At 56.7% G+C, this 21,232-nt stretch carries 23 protein-coding genes; 14 read left to right on the top strand and 9 right to left on the bottom strand.

The window, feature by feature from the left end; translation table 11 throughout:
* Positions 1-19: 19 nt before the first annotated feature.
* The 3 genes from J0X12_RS08170 to J0X12_RS17585 all read right to left on the bottom strand — a co-directional run bounded on the left by J0X12_RS08170 (position 20) and on the right by J0X12_RS17585 (position 5,370).
* Entirely contained in the window at positions 20-1,630 is a 1,611-nt protein-coding gene (locus J0X12_RS08170) for a SulP family inorganic anion transporter (protein ID WP_420497063.1), read from the bottom strand.
* A gap of 125 nt (positions 1,631-1,755) precedes the next feature.
* Positions 1,756-3,483 carry an adenylate/guanylate cyclase domain-containing protein gene (locus tag J0X12_RS08165; protein WP_207044071.1) on the bottom strand — a complete coding sequence of 576 codons (1,728 nt, stop codon included), beginning with the start codon at positions 3,481-3,483 and terminating at the stop codon, positions 1,756-1,758.
* Between the two features lie 78 nt (positions 3,484-3,561).
* On the bottom strand, positions 3,562-5,370 hold the full coding sequence (locus tag J0X12_RS17585; protein ID WP_207044068.1) for a methyltransferase domain-containing protein: 1,809 nt from the start codon (positions 5,368-5,370) through the stop codon (positions 3,562-3,564).
* Positions 5,371-5,611: 241 nt separating this feature from the next.
* On the opposite strand from J0X12_RS17585, the gene J0X12_RS08155 reads away from it, so the two are divergent.
* Positions 5,612-6,340 (top strand): TorF family putative porin, encoded by a 729-nt coding sequence (locus J0X12_RS08155; protein WP_207044065.1) that lies wholly within the window; start codon positions 5,612-5,614, stop codon positions 6,338-6,340.
* Between the two features lie 88 nt (positions 6,341-6,428).
* Here the strand turns inward: J0X12_RS08155 and J0X12_RS08150 are convergent, their stop codons facing one another.
* The gene (locus J0X12_RS08150) at positions 6,429-6,887 is read right to left on the bottom strand and encodes a MaoC family dehydratase (RefSeq protein ID WP_207044062.1); all 459 of its coding nucleotides are present in this window, start codon (positions 6,885-6,887) and stop codon (positions 6,429-6,431) included.
* Positions 6,888-7,030: 143 nt separating this feature from the next.
* On the opposite strand from J0X12_RS08150, the gene J0X12_RS08145 reads away from it, so the two are divergent.
* Entirely contained in the window at positions 7,031-7,327 is a 297-nt protein-coding gene (locus tag J0X12_RS08145; RefSeq protein WP_207044059.1) for a hypothetical protein, read from the top strand.
* 73 nt (positions 7,328-7,400) lie between these two features.
* Here J0X12_RS08145 and J0X12_RS08140 read toward each other — a convergent pair whose 3' ends face one another.
* Positions 7,401-8,066 carry a hypothetical protein gene (locus J0X12_RS08140; protein WP_207044056.1) on the bottom strand — a complete coding sequence of 222 codons (666 nt, stop codon included), beginning with the start codon at positions 8,064-8,066 and terminating at the stop codon, positions 7,401-7,403.
* Positions 8,067-8,420: 354 nt separating this feature from the next.
* On the opposite strand from J0X12_RS08140, the gene J0X12_RS08135 reads away from it, so the two are divergent.
* From J0X12_RS08135 to J0X12_RS08120, 4 genes are all read left to right on the top strand, one after another.
* Positions 8,421-10,010, top strand: coding sequence for a BCCT family transporter (locus tag J0X12_RS08135; RefSeq protein ID WP_420497062.1), 1,590 nt, complete (start codon positions 8,421-8,423; stop codon positions 10,008-10,010).
* Positions 10,011-10,365: 355 nt separating this feature from the next.
* Entirely contained in the window at positions 10,366-10,878 is a 513-nt protein-coding gene (locus J0X12_RS08130) for a hypothetical protein (protein WP_207044051.1), read from the top strand.
* Between the two features lie 15 nt (positions 10,879-10,893).
* Positions 10,894-11,505, top strand: a complete 612-nt coding sequence (locus tag J0X12_RS08125) for a hypothetical protein (protein ID WP_207044049.1) — start codon at positions 10,894-10,896, stop codon at positions 11,503-11,505.
* Positions 11,495-12,220 (top strand): DUF4145 domain-containing protein, encoded by a 726-nt coding sequence (locus J0X12_RS08120; protein ID WP_207044047.1) that lies wholly within the window; start codon positions 11,495-11,497, stop codon positions 12,218-12,220. The genes J0X12_RS08125 and J0X12_RS08120 overlap by 11 nt, the downstream gene beginning before the upstream one ends.
* 15 nt (positions 12,221-12,235) lie before the next feature.
* Here the strand turns inward: J0X12_RS08120 and J0X12_RS08115 are convergent, their stop codons facing one another.
* Entirely contained in the window at positions 12,236-12,904 is a 669-nt protein-coding gene (locus tag J0X12_RS08115) for a COQ9 family protein (protein WP_207044046.1), read from the bottom strand.
* Complete coding sequence (def, locus tag J0X12_RS08110; protein ID WP_207044751.1) at positions 12,901-13,473, bottom strand: peptide deformylase; 573 nt, start codon at positions 13,471-13,473, stop codon at positions 12,901-12,903. Before def ends, J0X12_RS08115 begins: the two co-directional genes overlap by 4 nt.
* A gap of 145 nt (positions 13,474-13,618) precedes the next feature.
* On the opposite strand from def, the gene rpsU reads away from it, so the two are divergent.
* Positions 13,619-13,837 (top strand): 30S ribosomal protein S21, encoded by a 219-nt coding sequence (gene rpsU / locus J0X12_RS08105; protein WP_353890896.1) that lies wholly within the window; start codon positions 13,619-13,621, stop codon positions 13,835-13,837.
* Between the two features lie 107 nt (positions 13,838-13,944).
* On the opposite strand, the gene J0X12_RS08100 is transcribed toward rpsU, so the two are convergent.
* Entirely contained in the window at positions 13,945-14,922 is a 978-nt protein-coding gene (locus J0X12_RS08100; RefSeq protein ID WP_207044034.1) for a helix-turn-helix domain-containing protein, read from the bottom strand.
* 1 nt (position 14,923) lies between these two features.
* Between J0X12_RS08100 and J0X12_RS08095 the strand changes: the two genes are divergently transcribed.
* The 5 genes from J0X12_RS08095 to J0X12_RS17490 all read left to right on the top strand — a co-directional run bounded on the left by J0X12_RS08095 (position 14,924) and on the right by J0X12_RS17490 (position 17,565).
* Complete coding sequence (locus J0X12_RS08095; RefSeq protein ID WP_207044031.1) at positions 14,924-15,328, top strand: hypothetical protein; 405 nt, start codon at positions 14,924-14,926, stop codon at positions 15,326-15,328.
* 159 nt (positions 15,329-15,487) lie between these two features.
* On the top strand, positions 15,488-16,201 hold the full coding sequence (locus J0X12_RS08090) for a hypothetical protein (protein WP_207044029.1): 714 nt from the start codon (positions 15,488-15,490) through the stop codon (positions 16,199-16,201).
* Between the two features lie 156 nt (positions 16,202-16,357).
* Entirely contained in the window at positions 16,358-17,080 is a 723-nt protein-coding gene (locus J0X12_RS08085; protein ID WP_207044028.1) for a hypothetical protein, read from the top strand.
* A 78-nt stretch (positions 17,081-17,158) separates the two neighbouring features.
* Positions 17,159-17,383: a mercury resistance system transport protein MerF gene (gene merF, locus J0X12_RS08080; RefSeq protein ID WP_207044026.1), complete on the top strand. Its 225-nt coding sequence runs from the start codon at positions 17,159-17,161 to the stop codon at positions 17,381-17,383.
* A complete protein-coding gene (locus J0X12_RS17490; protein WP_337925141.1) occupies positions 17,341-17,565 on the top strand; it encodes a GDCCVxC domain-containing (seleno)protein in 225 nt (74 codons plus the stop codon). The genes merF and J0X12_RS17490 overlap by 43 nt, the downstream gene beginning before the upstream one ends.
* A gap of 6 nt (positions 17,566-17,571) precedes the next feature.
* On the opposite strand, the gene J0X12_RS08075 is transcribed toward J0X12_RS17490, so the two are convergent.
* Entirely contained in the window at positions 17,572-18,219 is a 648-nt protein-coding gene (locus tag J0X12_RS08075) for a hypothetical protein (protein WP_207044024.1), read from the bottom strand.
* Positions 18,220-18,466: 247 nt separating this feature from the next.
* On the opposite strand from J0X12_RS08075, the gene J0X12_RS08070 reads away from it, so the two are divergent.
* Together J0X12_RS08070 and J0X12_RS08065 are read left to right on the top strand one after the other, a co-directional pair.
* The gene (locus J0X12_RS08070; protein ID WP_207044022.1) at positions 18,467-20,467 is read left to right on the top strand and encodes an ATP-binding protein; all 2,001 of its coding nucleotides are present in this window, start codon (positions 18,467-18,469) and stop codon (positions 20,465-20,467) included.
* A 169-nt stretch (positions 20,468-20,636) separates the two neighbouring features.
* Positions 20,637-21,218 carry a hypothetical protein gene (locus tag J0X12_RS08065; RefSeq protein ID WP_207044020.1) on the top strand — a complete coding sequence of 194 codons (582 nt, stop codon included), beginning with the start codon at positions 20,637-20,639 and terminating at the stop codon, positions 21,216-21,218.
* The last annotated feature ends 14 nt before the right edge of the window (positions 21,219-21,232 follow it).

Genomic DNA, 21,232 nt, shown 5'->3' with positions numbered 1-21,232 from the left:
AAGATTGATATTGCGCCGCCTAGTGGCCGCCGCTCAAAATCCCGGTCTTGACCGAATAGTCGACGGCGACGCCATAGGTCGGGTCGTCATCGGAATCGACCATCAGCTGACCGGCCCGGTTCAGAAGCCGGTGGCAGTCCCGCGACAGATGGCGCAGTTGCACCTGCTTGCCGAGCGCCTCATATTTCGACGCCAGCACCTCGACCGCCTGCAGCGCCGACTGGTCGACGACGCGGCTGTTCATGAAGTCGACAATGACCAGGTCAGGATCCCCCTTCACGTCGAAGATTTCCGCGAAACCGTCGGTGGAGCCGAAAAACAGCGGCCCCTCGATCTTGTAGACCTTCGAGCCGTCGGCGAGGATTTCCGTATTCGCATGAATGCGCCGCGCATTGTTCCAGGCATAGACAAGCGCGGAGACAATGACACCGACAACAACCGCCACGGCCAGGTCGCTCAGCACCGTCACCGCCGTCACCAGGATGATGACCAGCGTATCGGACAGCGGGATAATCCGCATGATCCGCAGGCTCTGCCAGGCAAAGGTGCCGATCACCACCATGAACATCACCCCGACCAGCGCGGCGAGCGGGATCTGCTCGATCATGGAGGAGGCAACGAGGATAAAGGCGAGCAGGAACAGCGCGGCGGAAATGCCGGATATCCGCGTCCGCCCGCCCGATTTCATATTGATCATCGACTGGCCGATCATGGCGCAGCCGCCCATTCCGCCGAAAAAGCCGGTGATGGTGTTGGCGAGGCCCTGGGCCACGCATTCCTGCGACGCGCCGCCGCTCTGCTCGGTGATCTCGCCGACGAGATTGAGCGTGAGAAGGCTCTCGATCAGGCCAATGGCGGCGAGGATCAGGGCGAAGGGAAAGATGATCTTCAGGGTCTCCAGATTGATCGGGACCATGGGAATGTGAAAGTCCGGCAGGCCGCCCTTGATCGAGGCGAGGTCGCCGACACGCGGCACGTCGATGCCAAAGGCAATCACGACCCCGGCAATGATGGCAATTCCGGCCAGCGGCGCGGGAATGGCTTTTGTAATCTTCGGCATCAGCCAGATGATCGCCATGGTCGCCGCAACAAGGCCGAGCATGGTCACCAGCGGTGTGCCCGTCATCCAGACAATCTCGCCGTAGGTATCGACTACCTTGAACTGGGTCAGCTGCGCCATGAAAATCACGATGGCGAGGCCGTTGACAAAGCCGAGCATCACCGGATGCGGCACCAGCCGGATAAACTTGCCTAGCCGGAATACGCCGGCAAGGATCTGCAAGATGCCCATCAGCACGACGGTGGCGAACAGATATTCCACCCCATGCAGCGCGACCAGCGAGACCATCACCACGGCGAGCGCCCCGGTCGCGCCGGAGATCATTCCCGGACGGCCGCCGATCAGCGCGGTCACCAGCCCGACGATAAAGGCCGCATAGAGCCCGACCAGCGGATGCACGCCCGCGACAAAGGCGAAGGCCACGGCCTCCGGCACCAGGGCCAGGGCCACGGTCAGGCCCGACAGGAGCTCTGTCTTGATCCGCGAGGGCGTGAGTTTAATCGGGTCTGCGGTGCCGCCCCCACCGACAGAAAACAGGCCGGCAGCGGCGGCAAGCGTTGGCTTGATCACGTGATAAACTTCCAAGTTCGAAATTTCTGAATATTTGGCCGCACCATAGGGCAGAAGCGCCGGAATGCAAAGAAATATATTGCAGCGCAGCATGGAAACTGCCGCAGTTCGACGCGGTTCCGATCCTACTTCGGCAGGCCCGCCGCGATCAGGTCATGGCGCAGCTTGCGGCGAAACGCCATGTCCCGCCATGTTTCCTTGGAAAAGAATTCAGCGGCCGTCAGATCCTTGTTCACCGCCAGCGCCTTCTGCATCACGACCTTGGCGTCCGCCTGCCGACCGAGCGCGATCAGCGCCGCACAATGATACAAGCGGCTGCGCGAGGTCTGCGAAGGGAGTTCCGTCAGCGCCTGCACCGCCTGCTCGAACTGGCCGGCGCGAAAATAGGCGATCCCCCGCTCCTCGACGCACCAGACCGGCAGCAGACCGTCCAGGTCCTCGGCCTTTTCCAGCAGTTTCAGCGCCTTATCCGGTTCCCCGTTGAAGGAATAAAAGGCCGCCGACCGGGCAAGGAGATAGGCATCCGACGGGCTCAGCGCCATGGCCCGCTCATGATGATATTTCGCGGCCTCGAAATTTCCCTCCATCATATGGACCGTTCCCATGATCCGCTGCGCCTCGGGATTGTTGGCATCCAGTTCCAGCGCCTTCTCGATATAATGTTTCTCCTTGGCGAGATCGAATTCCGGCAGCCAGGAGGAGGCACAGATCCGCCAGGCATAGGCCGGCCCGTAGGTCGGGTCTTCCTCGATCGCCTTGTCAAACCACCGGACCGCCTCCCGCGAGGCTTCATAGGTAATGCCACCAATGCGGTGCATATCCAGCCCCCGCAGCATGAAATCATACCCCTTCATATTCTCCGGCGGCTTGCGCCGGGCCGTTTCAATCGCGTCAGCCTCCACCCGGCCGAGGATGGTGGCGGCGATCTGCTTTGTCATGGTATCGAGCAGCTCGAACAGGTCAGCGAACTGCCGCGTAATCCGGTCGGTCCAGACGGCAATTCCCGTCTGGCCGTTGGTGAGTTCCAGGGACAGCCGGACCTTGTCCCCCAGCCGACGCACCTGCCCTTCCAGCACATAGCTGACGCCGAGGTCATGGGCGACCTCCGAGGGGTTGGCCTTCGACTCCCAATAGACGAAACTGGCGCTGCGCGAGGCGACATGCAGTTTCTTGAAGCGGGCCAGCTCCAGAATGATCTCCTCGGTCAGCCCTTCCGCGAGATAGCGCTGGTCCTCGTCCCCGCCCGCCGAGACAAAGGGCAGCACTGCAAGGGAATTCGGGTGGATGGTCTTGAGCGCGGCGGTGCGTTGGCTCGGGGCCGACAGGAACACATGGGCGCCCAGATGTCCCTTCAAGCGGTAGACGCGGATCGGGTCGGATATATTCTTGAAATGCCGTTCCCCCAGATCATCAAAGGAAAAGGGTGAATTGCGCTTGATCTGGTCGAACAGGGTTTGCGACAGGTGAATGCTGTCGGGGTCGGCTTCCTGTTGGATACGGGCGGCGAGATTGACGCCATCGCCGAGCAGGTCCGAGCCGGACACCATAACATCGGCAAGATGCAGGCCGAAGCGCATCTTCATGCTGTTGGCGATTTCCGGCGCTGATCCGGCGAGGCCCTCGCGAATACCGACGGCTGTCTTCACGGCGTTGATCGGGCTTGGAAATTCCGCCAGGGCGGCATCGCCGGCGCGGTTGAAAATTCGGCCACCACCGGCCGAGACCGACTCGGTGATCAGCTTCTGACATACATCAAGACGCGCCGCTGTCTCTTCTTCCGCCTGTTCCATCATGCGGCTGTATCCGACGACATCGGCGACCATGATCGTAGCAAGTCGACGTTGCAGTGTCATTGCCTGGCGCCTGTTAGATTTGGAATATACCAAAAAACTAAATTAATAGTGTCATAAGCCCCCGGCAATAGCGAGGATTTACTTTTTTATTCGGCACCAGAACTGGTACATCCCGCGAAACAGCGTGGGATTTTCCGCCTCGATTTCCGCCCAGTTGTCGAGGAGGCGCCCCGACGGGTCCTTCGGATGGCGCGCGCGGTAGGCGGTCATGACCTGCGGGTCGGCAAACTCGAAGCCGAGAAACGCGAGCCCCAGATCCTCGATCGCCGCCTTGATGCGCGGAATGTCGAAGCGCTGCTCATGCCGGTGAAAGAGAAAATCGCGGCAGCCGCTGAGACTGTAGAAATCCAGTTCCCGTGTGACCGACGCCGCCGGGTGATCCTCCGGCAGGGCCAGCAGTTCCTGCCTGAGCGTACGGATTTCATCGAGGGTGAGCGTCTCGATCCGCTCCCCTACCATCTCGCGCACGGCGATCACATCCTGCCGCGCCTGCTCGCTATAGAGCGCGACCTTCATCACGCCGTTCGGGGCAAGGAAGGACAGCAGGCCCTTCCACGCGGCTTCGGGGTCGGCCATATGATGGAGCACGCCGCTCGCCTCGATCAGGTCAAACCGCCCGAGGCTGTCCGGCAGATCGACAATATCCGCCTGGGCGAAGGTGACGTTGCTGATGTCATGGGCCTCCGCCTGCCGCGCGCCATAGGCCAGCGAGGCGCGGGAGAGATCGATCGCCGTCACCTCTGCCCCGATGATCCGCTTGGCCGTGCGCAGTGCATGCCGCCCGGTGCCGCAGCCGGCAACCAGCACTTTCGGGTTCTCGGCGGGAAACGGCGGCGTCATGTCCGGGAACAGCCGTTTCAGGAGGGCCGGAAGGGTTGTTTCCCCGCCGCTTCGAAGCTCCCGCCAGCGTGGATAGGGACTTTCCTCATACTGCGCCTGCACCGCGCCCGACACCTTATCGCCGCTCGCGGAAAGAACTGGCAGGGTTGCCGCAAGTTCCCGCTCCCGCGCGGCCTGCGGGCCCATCCGGGTCAGCAAGAGGCGGCACCACGGCCGAGTGGCGAGCTGCTCCGCCTCTTTCTCCAGCAATTCCGTCGCCACCTCCGGCGACAGCGGGGCATAGAGCGCGGCGCGCAGCGCCGGCTCCAGCGCGTCCGGCGCCGGGGGCGTTCCCGGCGGACTTTCAAGCACATATTCGGTGAGCGCAAGCTGCAGCGCGAGCAGCGCCATCAACTCCTGCGCCATCTCCCATTCCTCCTGCAGCAACTGCGCGCGCGCCTTCTCGATCAAGGTGGTCAGGTCCGGGGACGGCAGGATCAGCCGCGAGAAGGCCGCCGCGATCACCGGCTCGTTAAGCGCCCCTTCCAGCCCGGCGAGCCCGCCCGTTCCGTCCAGCATCCTGACGATACCCTTCTGGCGATGAATGCGCGCGAGCAAGGTGACGATAAAACGATCGCTCTCCACCTCGTCGGAATTGAGGCAGCGGAGCATCGCCTCATCCCCGGCGGGGCCAAGATCGCCGACCGGCACCAGTTCCAGAAGATCGGCCAGCTGCTGCAGGGACGCGGGCGAGAATTCGTCGAGGGCGGCCAGCTTCAGCCCGGCTCGGACGGCATCCTTCGGCCTTTGCCGCTCGGCAAGGAACCGGGCATACCCGCGCCAGCCAAGGGCATAGGCCGGATCGGCGGCAATCGCGGCCTTGAAGGATTTTTCCGCCGCCAGCCATTTCCCCTGGTCCTTCAGCAAGAGCGCGAGATTGTAATGGGCCGGCGCGATGGTGCGGTGTGTCTTCAGAATCTGGCGGTAAATTGCCGCTGCCGCGTTCTTGTTCCCGCGCCGCTGCAACGCCGTTGCCTCGGCCAGCTTGCGCTCGATATCCCCTTGCACTCTACGCTCCTTCTCAATGGTGACGCCAATTTAGGCGAAAAGACCGGCAACCGCCAGATGCTTGCTGCTTAATTTCTGGCCACAAATGGTGCATTGCATCATTTTCTGCTGAAAAATTATGCGGCATTGCAACACATTTTATGAGGGATATTTACTAACCTATTGTTTTAACACATTTTTTAATTTTTGGCACGGTGGTTGCAATGCAACAAGCATCAACCTGCGTGTAAGGATTACAAATATGAAGAAGTCAAAATTCCTGATTGTCCCGATGATTGCTTTTGGCATGGTTTCCCTGGCAAAAGCGGAGCCCCTGGTCGAGGAAAGCGCCATTCCCGGTGAGTTTTCCGCCAACATTTCGCTGACGTCCGACTATATCTTCCGCGGCATCTCGCAAACAGGCAATAATCCCGCTGTTCAGGGCGGTTTTGATTATACATACGACTTCGGTCCGGCGGCGGTGAGCGCCGGCATCTGGGCGTCGAACGTGAAATTCTCAGACGCCACGATCGAGATTGACTACTATGCCGGCGTCGGCGGCAGCATCGACAATTTCAGCTGGGATCTCTCGGCGATTTACTACACCTATCCCGGCGCGGACAGCAGCCTGAACTACGACTTTTTCGAGATTGCCCCCTCCATCGGCTATGACTTCGGATTCATGGCCGTGAGTGCGGGCCTCAATTATTCACCCGAGTATTTCGGTGACAGCGGCGACGCCTATTACACCCATGGCGGCATCGACATCCCGCTTGGCAAGTATTTCACCTTGAGCGGCACAGTCGGCTATCAGGCGATCGACGATAACGCCGCGTGGGGCACCGACGATTATACCGATTATGGCATCAGCCTTTCCACCGAGATTGCCGGTTTCGGCCTCAGTGCCGGCTGGACCGATACGGACCTGAGCAAAAGCCAGTGTGATGATGCCTGCGGCGTCTTCTCCGTCGCACTGTCCCGGTCCTTCTAGATTTCCCGCGGGCCATCGATGAAGGTCTCCCCTTCCATGGCCCTGACCTTGGCCGTCCGGCGATCTACTCCCGCTGGACGGCCTTTTTTTATTCCCCCTTCCCGCCGGGGCGCCCCTGAAGCAGGAAATGCGCCCTGGTGGTGAAGGCCGTCTCCCCGCTCTGATTGGTGCAGCGGAGAATGGTTTCCAGCCAGCCGCGCACCGGCTTGGAACTGGGCCGGGTGCCCAGCACCTCCAGCTCCGTGGTGAGCACGTCGCCCGCAAAGAGAGGCGCCAGAAAATCAAGCTGCACGCCGAGGCCCGAAGGCAGGAAATGCCACTGCTGCCAGATATGGGTTGTCGCCTTTGAACTGAGCGCGAAGGTATAGGCGCCGCAGGCAACCACATCGCGGAACCCCATGGCCTTCGCCGCCTCCACGTCGAAATGCATCGGCTGGTCATCGAAGCGCCGCCCGAAATCGAGCATTTCCTCCCGCTCCACGGTCACGGTCGCCCCGGCGAACCTGTCCCCCTTGGCGATATCCTCGAAATAGAGCTTGTCGGTCATGCCTCCTCCTTTTTTTTGTCGAGAATACCCAGAAACGCCCGCGCGGGAAAAGCGAATTATTTTTGGCCGGGGCGTCGTTCTTGGTCACAGATGAGGGAGCTTTGCCGTCTTAAGGTCATTTAACCCCCAGAAGGAGTAGAACCATGGCTCAAATTACATTCGACCTGTCCGGCACCAAGGCCACGGACGTCAAAAAGATCGTTATCTATTCGAAGGACAAATCGCAGGAGCTGGCCACCGTCCAGGTCACGGACGGCAAGATCGAGAGCGGCGAACCCCACACCATTGACGCAACCGAGGTTTATGTGGTGGTGATCTACAAGGGCCTGCTCAACAATGTCGGCAAGAAGCATTACTACGATGTGAAGATCATCGGCAACGGGACCCTTGTCATCGGCGCCGACGGTGAAGGCAACAGCCGGGTGAACTACCGCGGTTAACACCCATCCTTTTGACCTTGGAAAAAATTCAGGCCATCTCCTGTCGCGATGGCCTCCCTTCTCTCTTTTCTGATTAGTTCAACCGATAACTCACTGTTTCAAATGTATATTTTCTATGAGTTTTCTTTTCAAAAACAGTATGCAGAACGGGCGCTTGCAAGACCGGAGATAAGAACCAGACGCGAGTCTTCAACTGATCACTGCAGGCCACCCGGAAAGTATCAAACGTGCCGAGCAGCGTTGTGATCCGGACTTGCCCCTCCACCGCGCAGTCGCGAATATACGCCCAACTCTGGCCTTCTACATTCGTGCCAGCCTGACGATATGACCAGTGCTTCCCTGTTTCCAATGGCCAGACCTCAGTATCATCAAGCTTGTAATTAGTACTGACCCCGTCTGGATCGCGACAATTTTTCCATTTCACAGCTGGCGAAAAGGGCATCGCATAATCGTGGACAACGATGCATCCGTCATGTTCTTTTTGGGTTACAAGCTTTCCATCACGGGCAATATATTTGGTTTCGTAATTCACCTTGCTCGAAATGTTCTGAAAGACATTCGATGAACCATCGGTCCAGATGGGTGGCTCCTCCATCGGCGGCATTGGGTCCGCAAAGGTCGTTTCCTTGCGGATCTGCATTTCATCGGCCATCTTCTCGACCTTCTGAGATTGGCAACCGGTCAGGGCCAGCAGCGCTATCACAGCCGGACTGACAAGAAGGCGCGCGGCTTTATTCATAAAATTGCTCCAGGCAAGGCATCGCTAACATACCGGCAACCATAGTCAATTCATTAGAGTCAAGGCAATATACCTACTACTTAGAAGGGCTTTTTCGACTTTCCCTGTATCGAAAAAATGACAGTTCGAAAATATTTTGCGGCACCTTTCCGCCCCGCCATACAACCTCTTCAGCCCGCATAAAACTGCGATGTCGAGGGAATTTACCTTCTTCTTATACAGCTAAAAAGTTTATAAAAGCTGGGCCGCGATTGGACAGAAACCGTCGGAATTGATAGGTTGCCCCCCAGTTGACGCACGTATCTTGTATTACCCGGAACGAATTTAAGCACCATGCGTCAATCCCGGGTAGAAATGGGGGAAAATATGAGTGAAGACTTGTATGAAACCGACTTTGAAGTCGGCCAAAGCAACCTTCAGCGTTGGGGAATGGATGTTCATCACCCGGTTTTCTGGGTCTCATCCGGACTGGTCATCCTGTTCGTGATCGGCGTCCTGATTGCACCGGAAGCCGCAAAGGGCGCTTTCGACGGCGCGAAATGGTGGTCGATCGGCGCCTTCGACTGGCTGTTCATGGCCGCCGCCAATATTTTCGTGCTCTTTTGCCTTGCGCTCATTGTGCTGCCGGTCGGCAAGATCCGCCTCGGCGGGGAGGACGCGAAACCTGAATTTTCCAACCTGTCGTGGTTCGCGATGCTGTTCGCGGCGGGCATGGGCATCGGCCTGATGTTCTGGTCGGTCGCCGAACCGACCGCCTACTACACCGGCTGGTATGAGACGCCGCTCGGCGTGGAGGCGCGGACCCCAGCCGCGGCCGACATGGCGATGAGTGCGACGATGTTCCACTGGGGCCTGCATCCGTGGGCGATCTATGCGGTTGTCGGACTGTCGCTCGCGTTCTTTTCCTATAACAAGGGGCTGCCGCTGACCATCCGCTCGGCCTTCTATCCGCTGATCGGCGATCGCAGCTGGGGCTTTATCGGCCATGTGATCGATACGGTGGCGGTGCTCGCGACGCTGTTCGGCCTGGCCACCTCGCTCGGTTTCGGCGCGCAGCAGGCCTCTGCCGGTCTTGCCTATCTGTTCGGGTTCGAGGCCGGGATCAACACCCAGATCGCCGTGATCTTCGGCGTGACGGCGATCGCGCTGATCTCGGTGATCCGCGGCCTTGATGGCGGGGTGAAGATCCTCTCCAACATCAATATGGGGCTCGCGGGTATCCTGCTATTGTTCGTGCTGCTTGTCGGCCCGACGGCGGTGATCTTCGCGGTCATGGGCGACACGCTGATCGGCTACCTTGGCAATATCGTCTCCTACAGCAACTTCGCCGGGCGTCCGGATGAAGCCTGGATGCAGGGTTGGACGGTGTTCTACTGGGCCTGGTGGATTTCCTGGTCCCCGTTCGTCGGCATGTTTATCGCCCGCGTCTCCAAGGGCCGGACGGTGCGCGAGTTTATCATCGCCGTGCTGATTGTCCCGACCCTCGTCACCCTGGTGTGGATGAGCGTTTTCGGCGGGGCCGCGCTCGACCAGATCATGAACAATGTCGGCGCGCTCGCGGGCGGTCTCGACAAGGTCGAGCTGGCGATGTTCCAGATGCTGGAGAACCTGCCGCTGGCGACCCTGACGTCAAGCCTCGGGATCGTGCTGGTGCTGGTGTTCTTCATCACCTCCTCGGACAGCGGCAGCCTCGTGATCGACGCGATCACCGCGGGCGGCAAGGTCGATGCGCCGGTGGTGCAACGGGTGTTCTGGGCGGTGATCGAGGGCGTGGTTGCGGCGGCGCTGCTGTTCGGCGGCGGAGCGGATGCGCTCACCGCGCTGCAGGCGGCGGCGATCACGGTCGGCCTGCCGTTTACGGTGGTGCTGCTCGCCATGTGCGTCAGCCTCTATATGGGGCTGGCCCACGAGAAGAAATATGTGGTCGAGGACGCCAGCGCCTGATCCCCAACCCACATCACAGCCAACAGCAAAAAGGGCCGGTTCTCCGGCCCTTTTTTTGTGAAAGTTATTCTTGAGAAATAGAGTTCTACTGTTCAACCATGAAGCTCCACCCAGCAACCATATAGATTGCATATTTTTATATTTTTTAATTGGTGTTTGCATTTTTGCAAGCACTTCCAATATGGAGTATATTTTTTACTTTATTTTTCAATATGTTAAATATGCCAAATTAAAATAACTCGTGTTTTGCAAAATGCATAACATAAGCATAAAATAATTTTTCTTTATTTAATGGTTGACAAATACAATTTAAATCTTATATATGGATAAATTTCGACAATTATTGGTGATAAAAATGACCGATCCAGAACTAGATGCTATGAACAAAATTTTAGAGGCTTTGGGAAAATTAGACGAAAACCAGCGCATCCGAGTTCTTTTGTGGGCTATTAATCGATATGACGTTAGCACCCCTAGCTCATTGCCAGAAAAACCGACGAACCTACCGGCGTTACTAGATGTAAATAGCCGTGAGGATAAAGATTACGAAACTTTTGCTGATCTTTTTAATGCTGCGCTACCGAACACCAACAGCGAAAAAGCATTAATTGCAGGTTATTGGTTACAAGAATGCCAAGGGCTGGAAGCGTTTCCGAGTAATAGCACTAACAAAGAATTGCAAAATTTGGGACATTCCGTCGCCAATATTACAGATGCTTTCACTCAACTTAAGGACAAAAAACCTGCCCTTGCTATTCAGGTGAGAAAGTCAGGGAAAAGCAAGCAAGCGCGTAAGCAATATAAACTCACACATGCCGGCATTACGGCGGTGAATGAAATGATAGAGAAAAATAGATTTAATCAATAAGCTTGGAGATGTAAAATGAGCTCAAAATTACATATCAATTTAACTGAAGGCATTCTTGAAGTGGAGGGCGACCCCGACTTCGTACGTTCAATATACGACGATTTCAAAGCACAAATCAGCGTCCTTTCCATACAGAATAAACCTCCTCATAATAATCTGCAATTTGCACAAATTGGCGGCAAGAATGATGCCGTTGAGGATGTTGAGGAGGTTAAACCGAAAGCTGAAAAAAAGGATAAATCCAAATCGAAGACATCGGGAAAGAAAGAATCCTATAAAATACAACCGATAAACACGGGACTAGAGGGAAGTGAGAATTCACTATTTTCATATATTGAAAAATATGGCCCACGTACAAACATCGAAAGAAATGTCGTTATAATTAAATATCTAGAAGAACAGCACCCTGATATCGAGATCGATCTAAGTTTCATCTTTACCTGTTATTCAAATGCTAACCTAAAACTACCGGGCGCCCTCTATGAAAGTGTTATGGATACCAGCAAAGCAAAAAAGGGTTATGGATACATTGACGCGAGCAATACGAATGACCTCAGTATCCTCCTGAAAGGTGAAAGTCTTTTGCAAACGCTTGAACAACGCAAGGTAAAGGCAAATGCAAATTAGTGATTTTCTTTCGATCATTGGCTTTTATGAGATGGAGGAAACGGAAAAAGCCAAGCACCTAGCTTATTTTTATCGGAAAATAAGCAATATAAAAGAGTTTGGACGGTCTGAGCTTGAAACATGGTTTGATCAAGTCGGTCTCTCCCCAAATATATCACGGCTTTTTACCAAGATAAAAAGTAAGCCATGGTCAAAATCCAATAAATCGGGCCTTTTAGAGATTCATGGAAAGCACTTAGCAAACCTTGAGCTAACTCATCCTCTAGATACCGAATCTAAAGTGGTTTCATGCGTAGGAGAGGTTCTGCCAAAAGACATCTATAAAGATGTAAATCGAAAGTATATAAAGCATATCGCCAATCAAGCGAACTGGGCGTATGAATGCGGAGCATATGACGCTTGCGCAGTCATGATGAGGCGGTTGCTCGAGATTTTACTAATACATATGTTTCGAAATAATGGCGCTGAACAGACAATAAAAAAAGCTAATGGTCATTACGACGAGTTAGATATCATTATCAATAAAGCAATCGCAACCAAAAGCTTGGGGCTCACCCAAGGCACAATTAAAGAACTTAAGACATGCAAAGACCTTGGGAACTTAGGCGCGCATGAAATTGTCTATACCTGTAAAAAAAGTGATATCGATTCCATCATTTTGGGATACAGAAAAGCCATTTCTCACCTAATCGACTATGCCGGATTCGGAACATAGTTCTAAATCCACTCCTCACCTTTCAGTAAGGTTCCGCCAAAACCGTTTCGCGCTCGGGAAATGCGAAAAGTCGGGCTTTTCCTTCAGGCGTTCGCGGCATTTGAATTTAGCGGTTTCGATCTGCATGACATTCTCGATGCGGCGGTCGAGGAATTCCCATGTTTTCTGGTGCCCCTCGGACTTGTCGGCGAGCCAGTAGAGCAGCGTCGCGGCATAGACGGCGGACAGGGTGAGCCGCTTGGTGTACCAGTTGTAGTCGGTGGAGGCATCGCCGGTCGCCCACCACATGCGGCTGACCGTATTGGCGGTGAGTTTCAGGGCAAGCGCCGCGTTCTGCGGCAGGGCCAGGATATTGACGGCGCGGCGCACGGCCTCCTTATGGGCCTGATAGAGTTCCAGCCGCACCCGGATGGCCAGCGTGATACGCTCGCGGATTTTGAGGGAGAGCACGCCCTGCTTTTCAAGCTCCGCCTCCATCGCGTCGTCGGCATTCTCGATAAAGAGGCGGATCATGTCCGTCGCCCCCTCCGGGAAGGCGAGGTCAAGGGTCGAGATATCCTCTCCCAGGTCCGCGGCGGCGGCCTTCATGGCCTTGCGGCTCCAGCCGTCGAACAGCACATGGGGCAGCACCGCCTCCAACAGGCGTGTCTGCCATTCCCGCTCGGTCTCCGCCTTTTTGCTCATATCTCGTCCCTCGCCGGTTCGGATTTCGCGCGCAGGTCCTCCATAAAGGCCTGCACCTCACTTTCATACATCAGATAGCGCATGTCTGTCATCCGTTCGGGGTAGAGAATGCCGAAAAGATGATCGCATTCATGCTGCACGACGCGGGCATGGAAGCCGCGCGCCTCGACGCTGATCTCGCGCCCGTTGAGGCCGAGGCCGCTGTAGCGGATATGGGTGTGGCGCGGGACAAGACCGCGCAGGCCCGGCACCGAGAGGCAGCCCTCCCAACCGAGTTCCGTGTCGTCGGACAGCGGCTCGATCCTGGGGTTGATCAGCACGGTGGAGGGGACGCCCTCGACAATCTCCCCCTCCTCCCGCTGGATGCGGTCGGCCGGCACCTCGAAAATGACGAGGGATTTCGAGATCCCGATCTGCGGCGCGGCAAGGCCGACCCCGCCGACCGCCTCGAGGCTGTCGCGCATGTCCTGGACGAGCTGGTAAACCTCGTCGCCAAAGGGCGGAATGAGGGGCTCCGCCCGCACGCGCAAGGCAGGGTTGCCCATTTTCAGGATGTCTCGAATTGCCATAAGCCCTTCCATTTTCGTGTCTTTTATGTTATTTACTCTTTTCTTTGAGGAATTCACCTTAAAAATGCGGTTTTTCCCCTTCACAGGGGAAATGAAGCGTGCTACACCCGCGCCACTCCGTAACCGGAAAAACCAAAGTATTTAGATAGGAGCACGATTAACTGTGCAAGTCTCTGTCCGTGACAACAATGTAGACCAGGCGCTCCGCGCGCTGAAAAAGAAAATGCAACGCGAAGGCATCTTCCGTGAGCTGAAGCTCCGGGGCGCCTATGAAAAGCCGTCCGAAAAGCGCGCCCGCCAGAAAGCGGAAGCCATTCGACGCGCCCGCAAGCTCGCCCGCAAGCGTCTCCAGCGCGAGGCCTGAGCCGCGTTCCCGGGTCGTCCCGGGACTTCCAGAATTCAAAAAGCCGCGCCGGGGTTCCGGTCTGCGGCTTTTGGCGTTTTTGACGCGAGTCCATAAAAAAGACGGGGTCACTCCCCCGCCGCCGCCATCAGGGCGCGGATCAGCTCTTCCGTCGCCGCATCGGCCGGAAAGAAACTCTCCACCATAATCTCCTCCGCCGTCACATCCTGCGGCGTGCCGAAGCTCGCCACCGTCGTGATCCAGGACAGCACCTTGCCGCCCAGCTCGAATTCCAGCGGCAGCACGGGAAGCGCATCGGCGGACGGGTTTTCAATCGCGAAACTTTCCGGCACACCGGGATAGCTCAAAACCTCCGCCAGCAGCTGCCGGAGCGGGTCATTGTCCGCCGCGCCCTTGAGCTGCCGGTGCGCCCGCTCGATCAGGTGGCCCGCCGCGCGTTCCCAGTCCCGGGTCACGGGGCGCAGGCCATCGGGGTGCAGCATCAGCCGGAGCGTGTTCGGCGGCCCCGCCCCCTCCGGAGGGGCGAGCCCCAACGCGCCGAGCATTTTTGCCCCCGCCTGATTGATCATCAGCACATCGAAGCTGCGGTTCATGACCAGCGCGGGGTATGGCTCCTGCTTTTGCAGCATGAAGTCCAGCGCCGCGCGCACCTTGTCAAACTGCGCATCATCAAGGGAGCGCGCCCGATAGGCCGCAGAAAATCCCGCCGCGCCCAGAAGCCGGTTACGTTCGCGCAAGGGAAGCTCCAGCGTCTCGGCGAGCCGCAGCACCATCTCCCGGCTCGGCTGCGAGCGGCCGGTCTCGATAAAGCTCAGGTGCCGGGCCGAGATTCCCGCCTCTAGCGCGAGATCGAGCTGGCTCATTCCCTGAACCTGCCGCCAGTGCTTCAGGAGCCGACCGAGCTCGGGCACCGGGGTTTGCAAGGCAGACGCAGTCATATTCTCTCCTTTCACTTGATTTCGGCATCCAGAATAGTCCGAAAAAAAGATCCGGAACATTACCCATGAGGTAATTGAGAAGATAACCTCTCCCCGCCATCCTGCTTCCAGTGGCCACCATGGCCGGTCCAACTGAAAGGAGATCAAGATGTCGGTTAAGTCAAACCTGCTACGAAACACCCTGCTGATCAATGCCGGGACGTCGCTTCTTACGGGAGGGGTGGCGCTCGCCTTCGCGGACCCGCTCGCGCGCTGGACGGGGATCGCTCCATGGATCCTCTACACGCTTGGGGTGGGCTTAATGCTCTTCGCCGCCGATTTCGCCTGGACGGCCACGCGGAAACAAATCAATCCGCTGTTCGCCAAGCTCATCATTGCCGCCGACGTTGCCTGGGTGGGGGGGAGTGGTCTGTCCCTCCTCTTGTTCCAGGACCGTTTGACGGTGGAGGGCAGCTGGGTGGTCGAGATCCTCGCCATAGCCGTTGCGGTCCTCGCAACCCTTCAAACCGTCGGCCTCAAGCGCCTGGGGGATCACCATCCCCGGACTGCCTGAGATCCTCCCGCTGACGCAGAAAACCGCGCCGGAGAAATCTTGCGCGGCTTTCTCACACCTGACCGTTGACAGATTACGATAGTTTGCCACGATTAGGGAAGGCCTATATACTAGTATAGATTACTTGAAATGTCAAGAAATTGGAGTGATAAGACTGCGATGAAGAATGTCACATGGAGTATTTGGATAGGGATAGCAGCAGTTTTGATAGTGTCGCTGGGCTTAATTATATACCTACCTGTTGACAAAATTTATAAGGAGATTTTTTCCATTTCCACCCTAGGTGCGCTGTTACTAGCTCTATTCCAACTCTATCGCGAAAGCTCTGCGCACGCCAGAGGAGTACAACTTCAAAATCAACAACAACTATTTAATTTGGGTGCAACATCGCATATGGCTAATGTCGTTTTCGACAAGCATGTTGAGTTTTGCGAGAAATATTTATCTACAGTGCACCAAACCATTCAGAGGCTCATTAAAAATGGTCCCAACCTAAGCGCAGCTTTTGACGCAGACAACCTGACGGAATTAAGGATTGAATACACCGCTTGGATTACTCCCGAAATTAACGACAAGCTGCAAACATTCGAACAAGCAGTAAAAAAGATTGGAGCAAATACACTTCAAGTCACATTGCATAACGAAAGCGCCGACAAAGAGAATGAAGGCGAACGTTCACAGGCAATCAAAGAAATGTATGCTCTTATAAACGGTATTTTAGAAAAGCAAAGCTCAGAGGAAAATGCTGAAACAGAAGACATAAGCGCTGAAGCTCTCAAAGACTATGTTAGAAAAATTTTACAGGTAGACCAGCTTGTTTCTATACGTGAATATTTAGTCGAGAAAGCGTCGTCTGTTGCCACAGGTAAGTAACTATTCTCACTTGTCCGAAAACGTAACAAACTCTGCTGACAGAAATTCTAATACAGTCCGCATTGCGCGTGTTTTCATCTGCCTCTATCCAACTGCTGGGCAATCGGCTAGGCTGTAAGGCGAAACGGGTGTCGTTTAACAATCGCGAGGGGTGTTTTGGAAAATCTTCTGACCGTACCGAAGGCGGTGATCGCCGCCACGATCTTTGTCGTCCAGAACGCCGGGGCCTGCTTTATGCGCGGCCTGCCGATTGTCGTGGCGATGGGCGTGCTCGCCTATATCAACACCCTCACCAGCGGCGCCTTTGCCATCGCGGCGCAGGTGATCGAGTCCTTTCTCTACGCGATTTTTGCCGTCGCCTGGCACCGCTATTCGCTGCTGCCCGAGGTGCGGGAGAAGCGCGGCTTCGCGCTCGCCTTCGGCCTGCGCGAGATCAAGTTCGGCGCGCTGATCGTCGTGGTCAGCCTGGCCTCGATGCTGATTGCCTCCCTGCTCGCCGCGGTGCTGCCGGACGAGGCCGCCGTAGTGGTTATCCTGATCCTCGCCCTGATCGCGAGCTCGGTGCTCGTCTTCTTCTATCCGGCGATCGCGCTTGACCAGCCGATCGACGGCGGCCGCTTCGTGCAGGAGGGGCTGACGCTGATCTTCTCCTTCATTATCGGCGGAATTCTCGCGATCATGATCTTTATCCTGCCGCTTGGGGTCGCCGCCCTGGTCGCCTTCGGCATCGCGTCGATGTTCGGCGCGGTCACGATGATCGCCATCATTGTCGGGCTGGTCAATTTTATCGCCTCGGTCATCATCATCGCGATTTTGGTCTCGACCGCGTCGTTCCTCTATCGCGATGTGATCGGGCTGCGCGGCGTGCCCGGCACCTGAGGCCGGCGGCGCCCGCCCCTCACCAAGTTGTGTAGAGATATGTGTGGCCCTTTTGGCGATAGGGCGTAGCATGGGGGCATGAAAAACGAGACATTACTCAAGGTCGGGATAATCGGGACGGTGGCGGCGGCGCTCTGCTGCTTCACGCCGGTGCTGGTGATCCTGCTCGGCTCGGTGGGGCTGTCCGCCGCCCTCGGACTGCTGGATATGGTGCTCCTGCCCGCCCTTGCCCTGTTTATCGCAATAACGGTCTATGCCCTATGGAAACGCAAGAAACAGCTGTCGAGCTCACCTCGATCCTGACCTGCCCCGACTGCGGCCACAAGGAGGTCGAGACGATGCCGACCGATGCCTGCCAGTGGTTCTATGACTGCAAAGGCTGCGGCGCACTGCTCAAGCCGAAGGCCGGGGACTGCTGCGTCTACTGCTCCTACGGGAGTGTCCCCTGCCCGCCGAAGCAGGCCGGGGATAACTGCTGCGGCTGAGGCGGATCAGTCCGCCGCGAAGCAGTAGAAATAACCGTTGCCGCCGGTGCTCTTGAGGGCGTCGGCGCTGCAGCCGCGGCTGTCATGGGCCGCATTCCAGGAGGTGTTGCCCCCGCCATGGCGGTCATGGTGGCCGACCGTGGCGCTGCCCTCGCCGGAGCTGGTCCAGTTGCTGCAGGTCTTGTCGTCGGTCACGCTCGGGAAATAGGCGGTGCCGTCGGACATGGAGCCGGTCAGGATATCATGCTCGTTCGCGCTGTCGCCGCGGCCCTTTACCGGGTTGCCGCTTTCATCGACGGCGGTGCGCTTGACGATATTGGGGTTCAGATGCAGCATGTCGAGATCGCTCGCGATCAGCTCCCCATTGGCGTTATACCACGGGCCGAGGCCGATGCGCTCGCGGGCGGAAATGCCGCGCTTACCCTCTTCCTGCGTGCTGAGATAGGCGCGCCAGTCCCGCGCCGGGGCGCCGGCATCGGTGGCCAGCTTCGTGCACCAGGCATCCGCGCCCTCAAGTCCGCCGAGATCGCCGCCGTTCCCCGGTCCGACGCTCGTCACAAAGAAGCCCATTGGATGCGCTTCCTGCGCCTCCGCGAGCGGGAAAGCGGCCGCAACGAGCAGGGCCGCCGCACCTAGCGATTTCAGCAGTGTCATGGTCATAACCTTTCATCGATAACAGGATCAAGCCCGCCCTAAATTAGATTTTAATCACCCGCGCAAGGCAACGGGAAACAGGGAAGATCACGAAGTTGTGATCCGGCCGGACGGCAGATCGGACCCCTGAACCCCAACGCATGTTTTTCGCCTTCCCCAAATTCGCCGGAACTCCTTCAAAATAAACATAAAAACTGAGGAAAGTTGTTTAAGGTTTGTTAGGAGTTTGTTTACTAGACTGCAGGGGATGAAACGAAATACCGACCGTGACTACCTGCACCAGTTTGTCAGCCGCCTGCCGCGCTACACAATCGGGGTGCCAATCGCCATTGCCGTGGCCATGATCCTGCTTGTCGTCACGGCATGGGTCCTGACACCGACATCAGAAAAACAAGGCCATATCACGGAGGCCCGCAGCGACCTCGGCAATTTTGCCGCGCGACTGGAGAGCCATATCTCGACCCGCCTCGCCATCGGTCAGCAGATCCGCGATTCCCTGAAATCCGGCCAGATCCGCGACCGCAAGCAATTTATCACCCAGGCGTCCTATCTGCATGACCTGTTCAGCGATTTCCAGGCGATCAACTGGATCGACTCGATGGGCGTGATCCGCTGGGTCACCCCGCTCAAGGGGAACGAGCCCGTGGTCAACTTCAATGTGCGCAGCCTGGCGGCCTCGTCCAAGACGCTGGACGAGGCGGAACGCACCGGCCGGCTGCAGATCACCCCGCCCTTCCAACTGACCCAGGGCGGCGACGGCTTTGTCGCCTATATCCCGGTGATCAAGATGAAGCGGCTGACCGGTTTCGTGAATATCGTGTTCCGCGCCGAACCCCTGATCAAACAGGCATTGCCAAACGGCCTGCTCGGTAAATATGACGTGATGATCCATGACAAGGACCAGAAGGTATACGGGACGCTGGACAACGCGGAAGGATGGGACGACGATCAAGTCTTTCATAAATGGATCGTTATCGGCAACCGGGTCTGGACAGTCAGCCTGCTGCCAACCGCAGAGACGATAGCCGCCCATGCCACCCCAGTGGACGAAATCGTTCTGGCGACATTGATCCTGCTGTCCATCGCGATCGCCTTCCTGATCCATCTTGCGATGGTCCGCCAGCTCCGCGTCAAGACGAGCGACCAGCTGTTTCGGACCTTTATCGGGCATTCCCCCTCCGCCATCATCATCAAGGATGTGCAGGGAAACTATTTGCACGCAAACTCCCAGTGGCATGAATGGTTCAATCCGGACGGGCGGGAAATCCGCGGGCTCAACACTTCCGCATTTTTTCCCGAGGATTACGCCAATAAGGTCCATGCCCAGGAAATGGAAATTGTCAAGAAAAAGAAGATGGTCGAGCAGGAGTATGTGAGCCCGCTGGCCAATGGCGGCCAGCGACCGACCTTCGTGCAGATGTTTCCCATCATGGATGACGACGGCAATGTCATCGCCGTCGGCGGCTCTATCACCGATATCAGCGCCAACAAGAAAAACGAGGAGGTACTGCGCCACGCCCTGATGAAGGCCGAGGAAGCCAACCTCGCAAAATCGAAATTCCTCGCTACGATGAGCCACGAACTCCGAACCCCACTCAATGCGATTATCGGATTCAGCGACATCCTGATCGGCGAATATTTCGGAACCATCGGCAATGAGAAATATACCGAGTATGCCAAGGATATTAATCATAGCGGCCGCCACCTCCTGTCCCTGATCAACGAGGTTCTCGATATCTCCGCGATCGAGCTGGGCAAGCGCGAGCTGCTGCTTGAACAGGTATCGATCCAGGATCTGCTGACGGACTGCGTGAAATCCGTACGTCACCGGGCGGCCTCGCAAGGCATCATGGTGGCCCTGTTCGCCGAGAGCTATCTGCCGATGATCAATGCCGATGAGACGGCCCTGCGGCAGATATTCCTGAACCTGCTGACCAACGCGATCAAATTCTCCCACGCCGGGGACAAGATCTCCGTGACGGCGATGGCGACAGACAAGAATGTCATGGTCGAGGTCAAGGATACCGGCGAAGGCATCAAGAAAGACCAGCTTCCGAATATTACGCAACCCTTCGTCAAGGGGCACAGCTCCTCCCACATCACCCATGAGGGGGTTGGCCTAGGCCTGTCCATCGTCAAATCCTTTGTCGCCGCCCATAATGGTCAGCTGCATATTGAAAGCGAGCTCGGGCGTGGCACAACGGTAACTGTGATCTTCCCCAAGGAATCCCAACGGCAGGTTGCCTGACCCGCGTGCCCTACAGGAGTGTCCGCGCACATGGTTCAAAACGGTGCCCGATTAACTATAAATAAACAGTTCTTGGGCAAAATCTGAATACTCAACAAACCTGCCAATAATTCAGGCAATTATTGGTGGATATTGAACCAGATATGATCGACCTACTGGAGATTCTATAATGATCCGCACCCTCGTCGTTACTGCCGCCCTTGCCCTGTCCGTCAGCTTGTCGACGACCGCCCTTGCCCAAGATTACAAAGTCGCCGTCGCCAATCTGATTGATACCGAAATTCGCGACTGGGCGCAGTCCGACGAAGTGATCGATGCCATCAAGTCCCAGAATAAAATTTCCGCCACGCTGAGCCAGGCCGATATCGACAGGCAGGACAAGCAATGGCGCGACGAGGTCAAGGGGGGCGATAGAACCATGATCAATGCGGTCCTGACCAACGACCTCTCCAACTACCTCCAAGGCGTCAAAACAAGTTCTCACGGGAAATATACCGAAATATTCGTCATGGACATGAAGGGCCTCAATGTCGGGCAGAGTGATGCTACTTCCGACTATTGGCAGGGCGACGAGGATAAATGGCAACTGACATATGGGGTGGGGCCGAAGGGCGTCCTCATCAAAGATGTTGATTTCGATGAATCCACGCAGACCTATCAGTCACAGGTCAGCGTTGCCATTGTCGATCCGCAAAGCGGGAAAGCCATCGGCGCCGTGACCGTCGGCGTCAATGTTGAAATGCTGGAATAATGTCCCCCACCTAT

This window comes from Sneathiella sedimenti (assembly GCF_017313765.1).
GTDB lineage: Bacteria > Pseudomonadota > Alphaproteobacteria > Sneathiellales > Sneathiellaceae > Sneathiella > Sneathiella sedimenti.
Note: the sequence above shows the minus strand (reverse complement) of the source record. Positions and strands in the feature narration are given on the sequence as shown.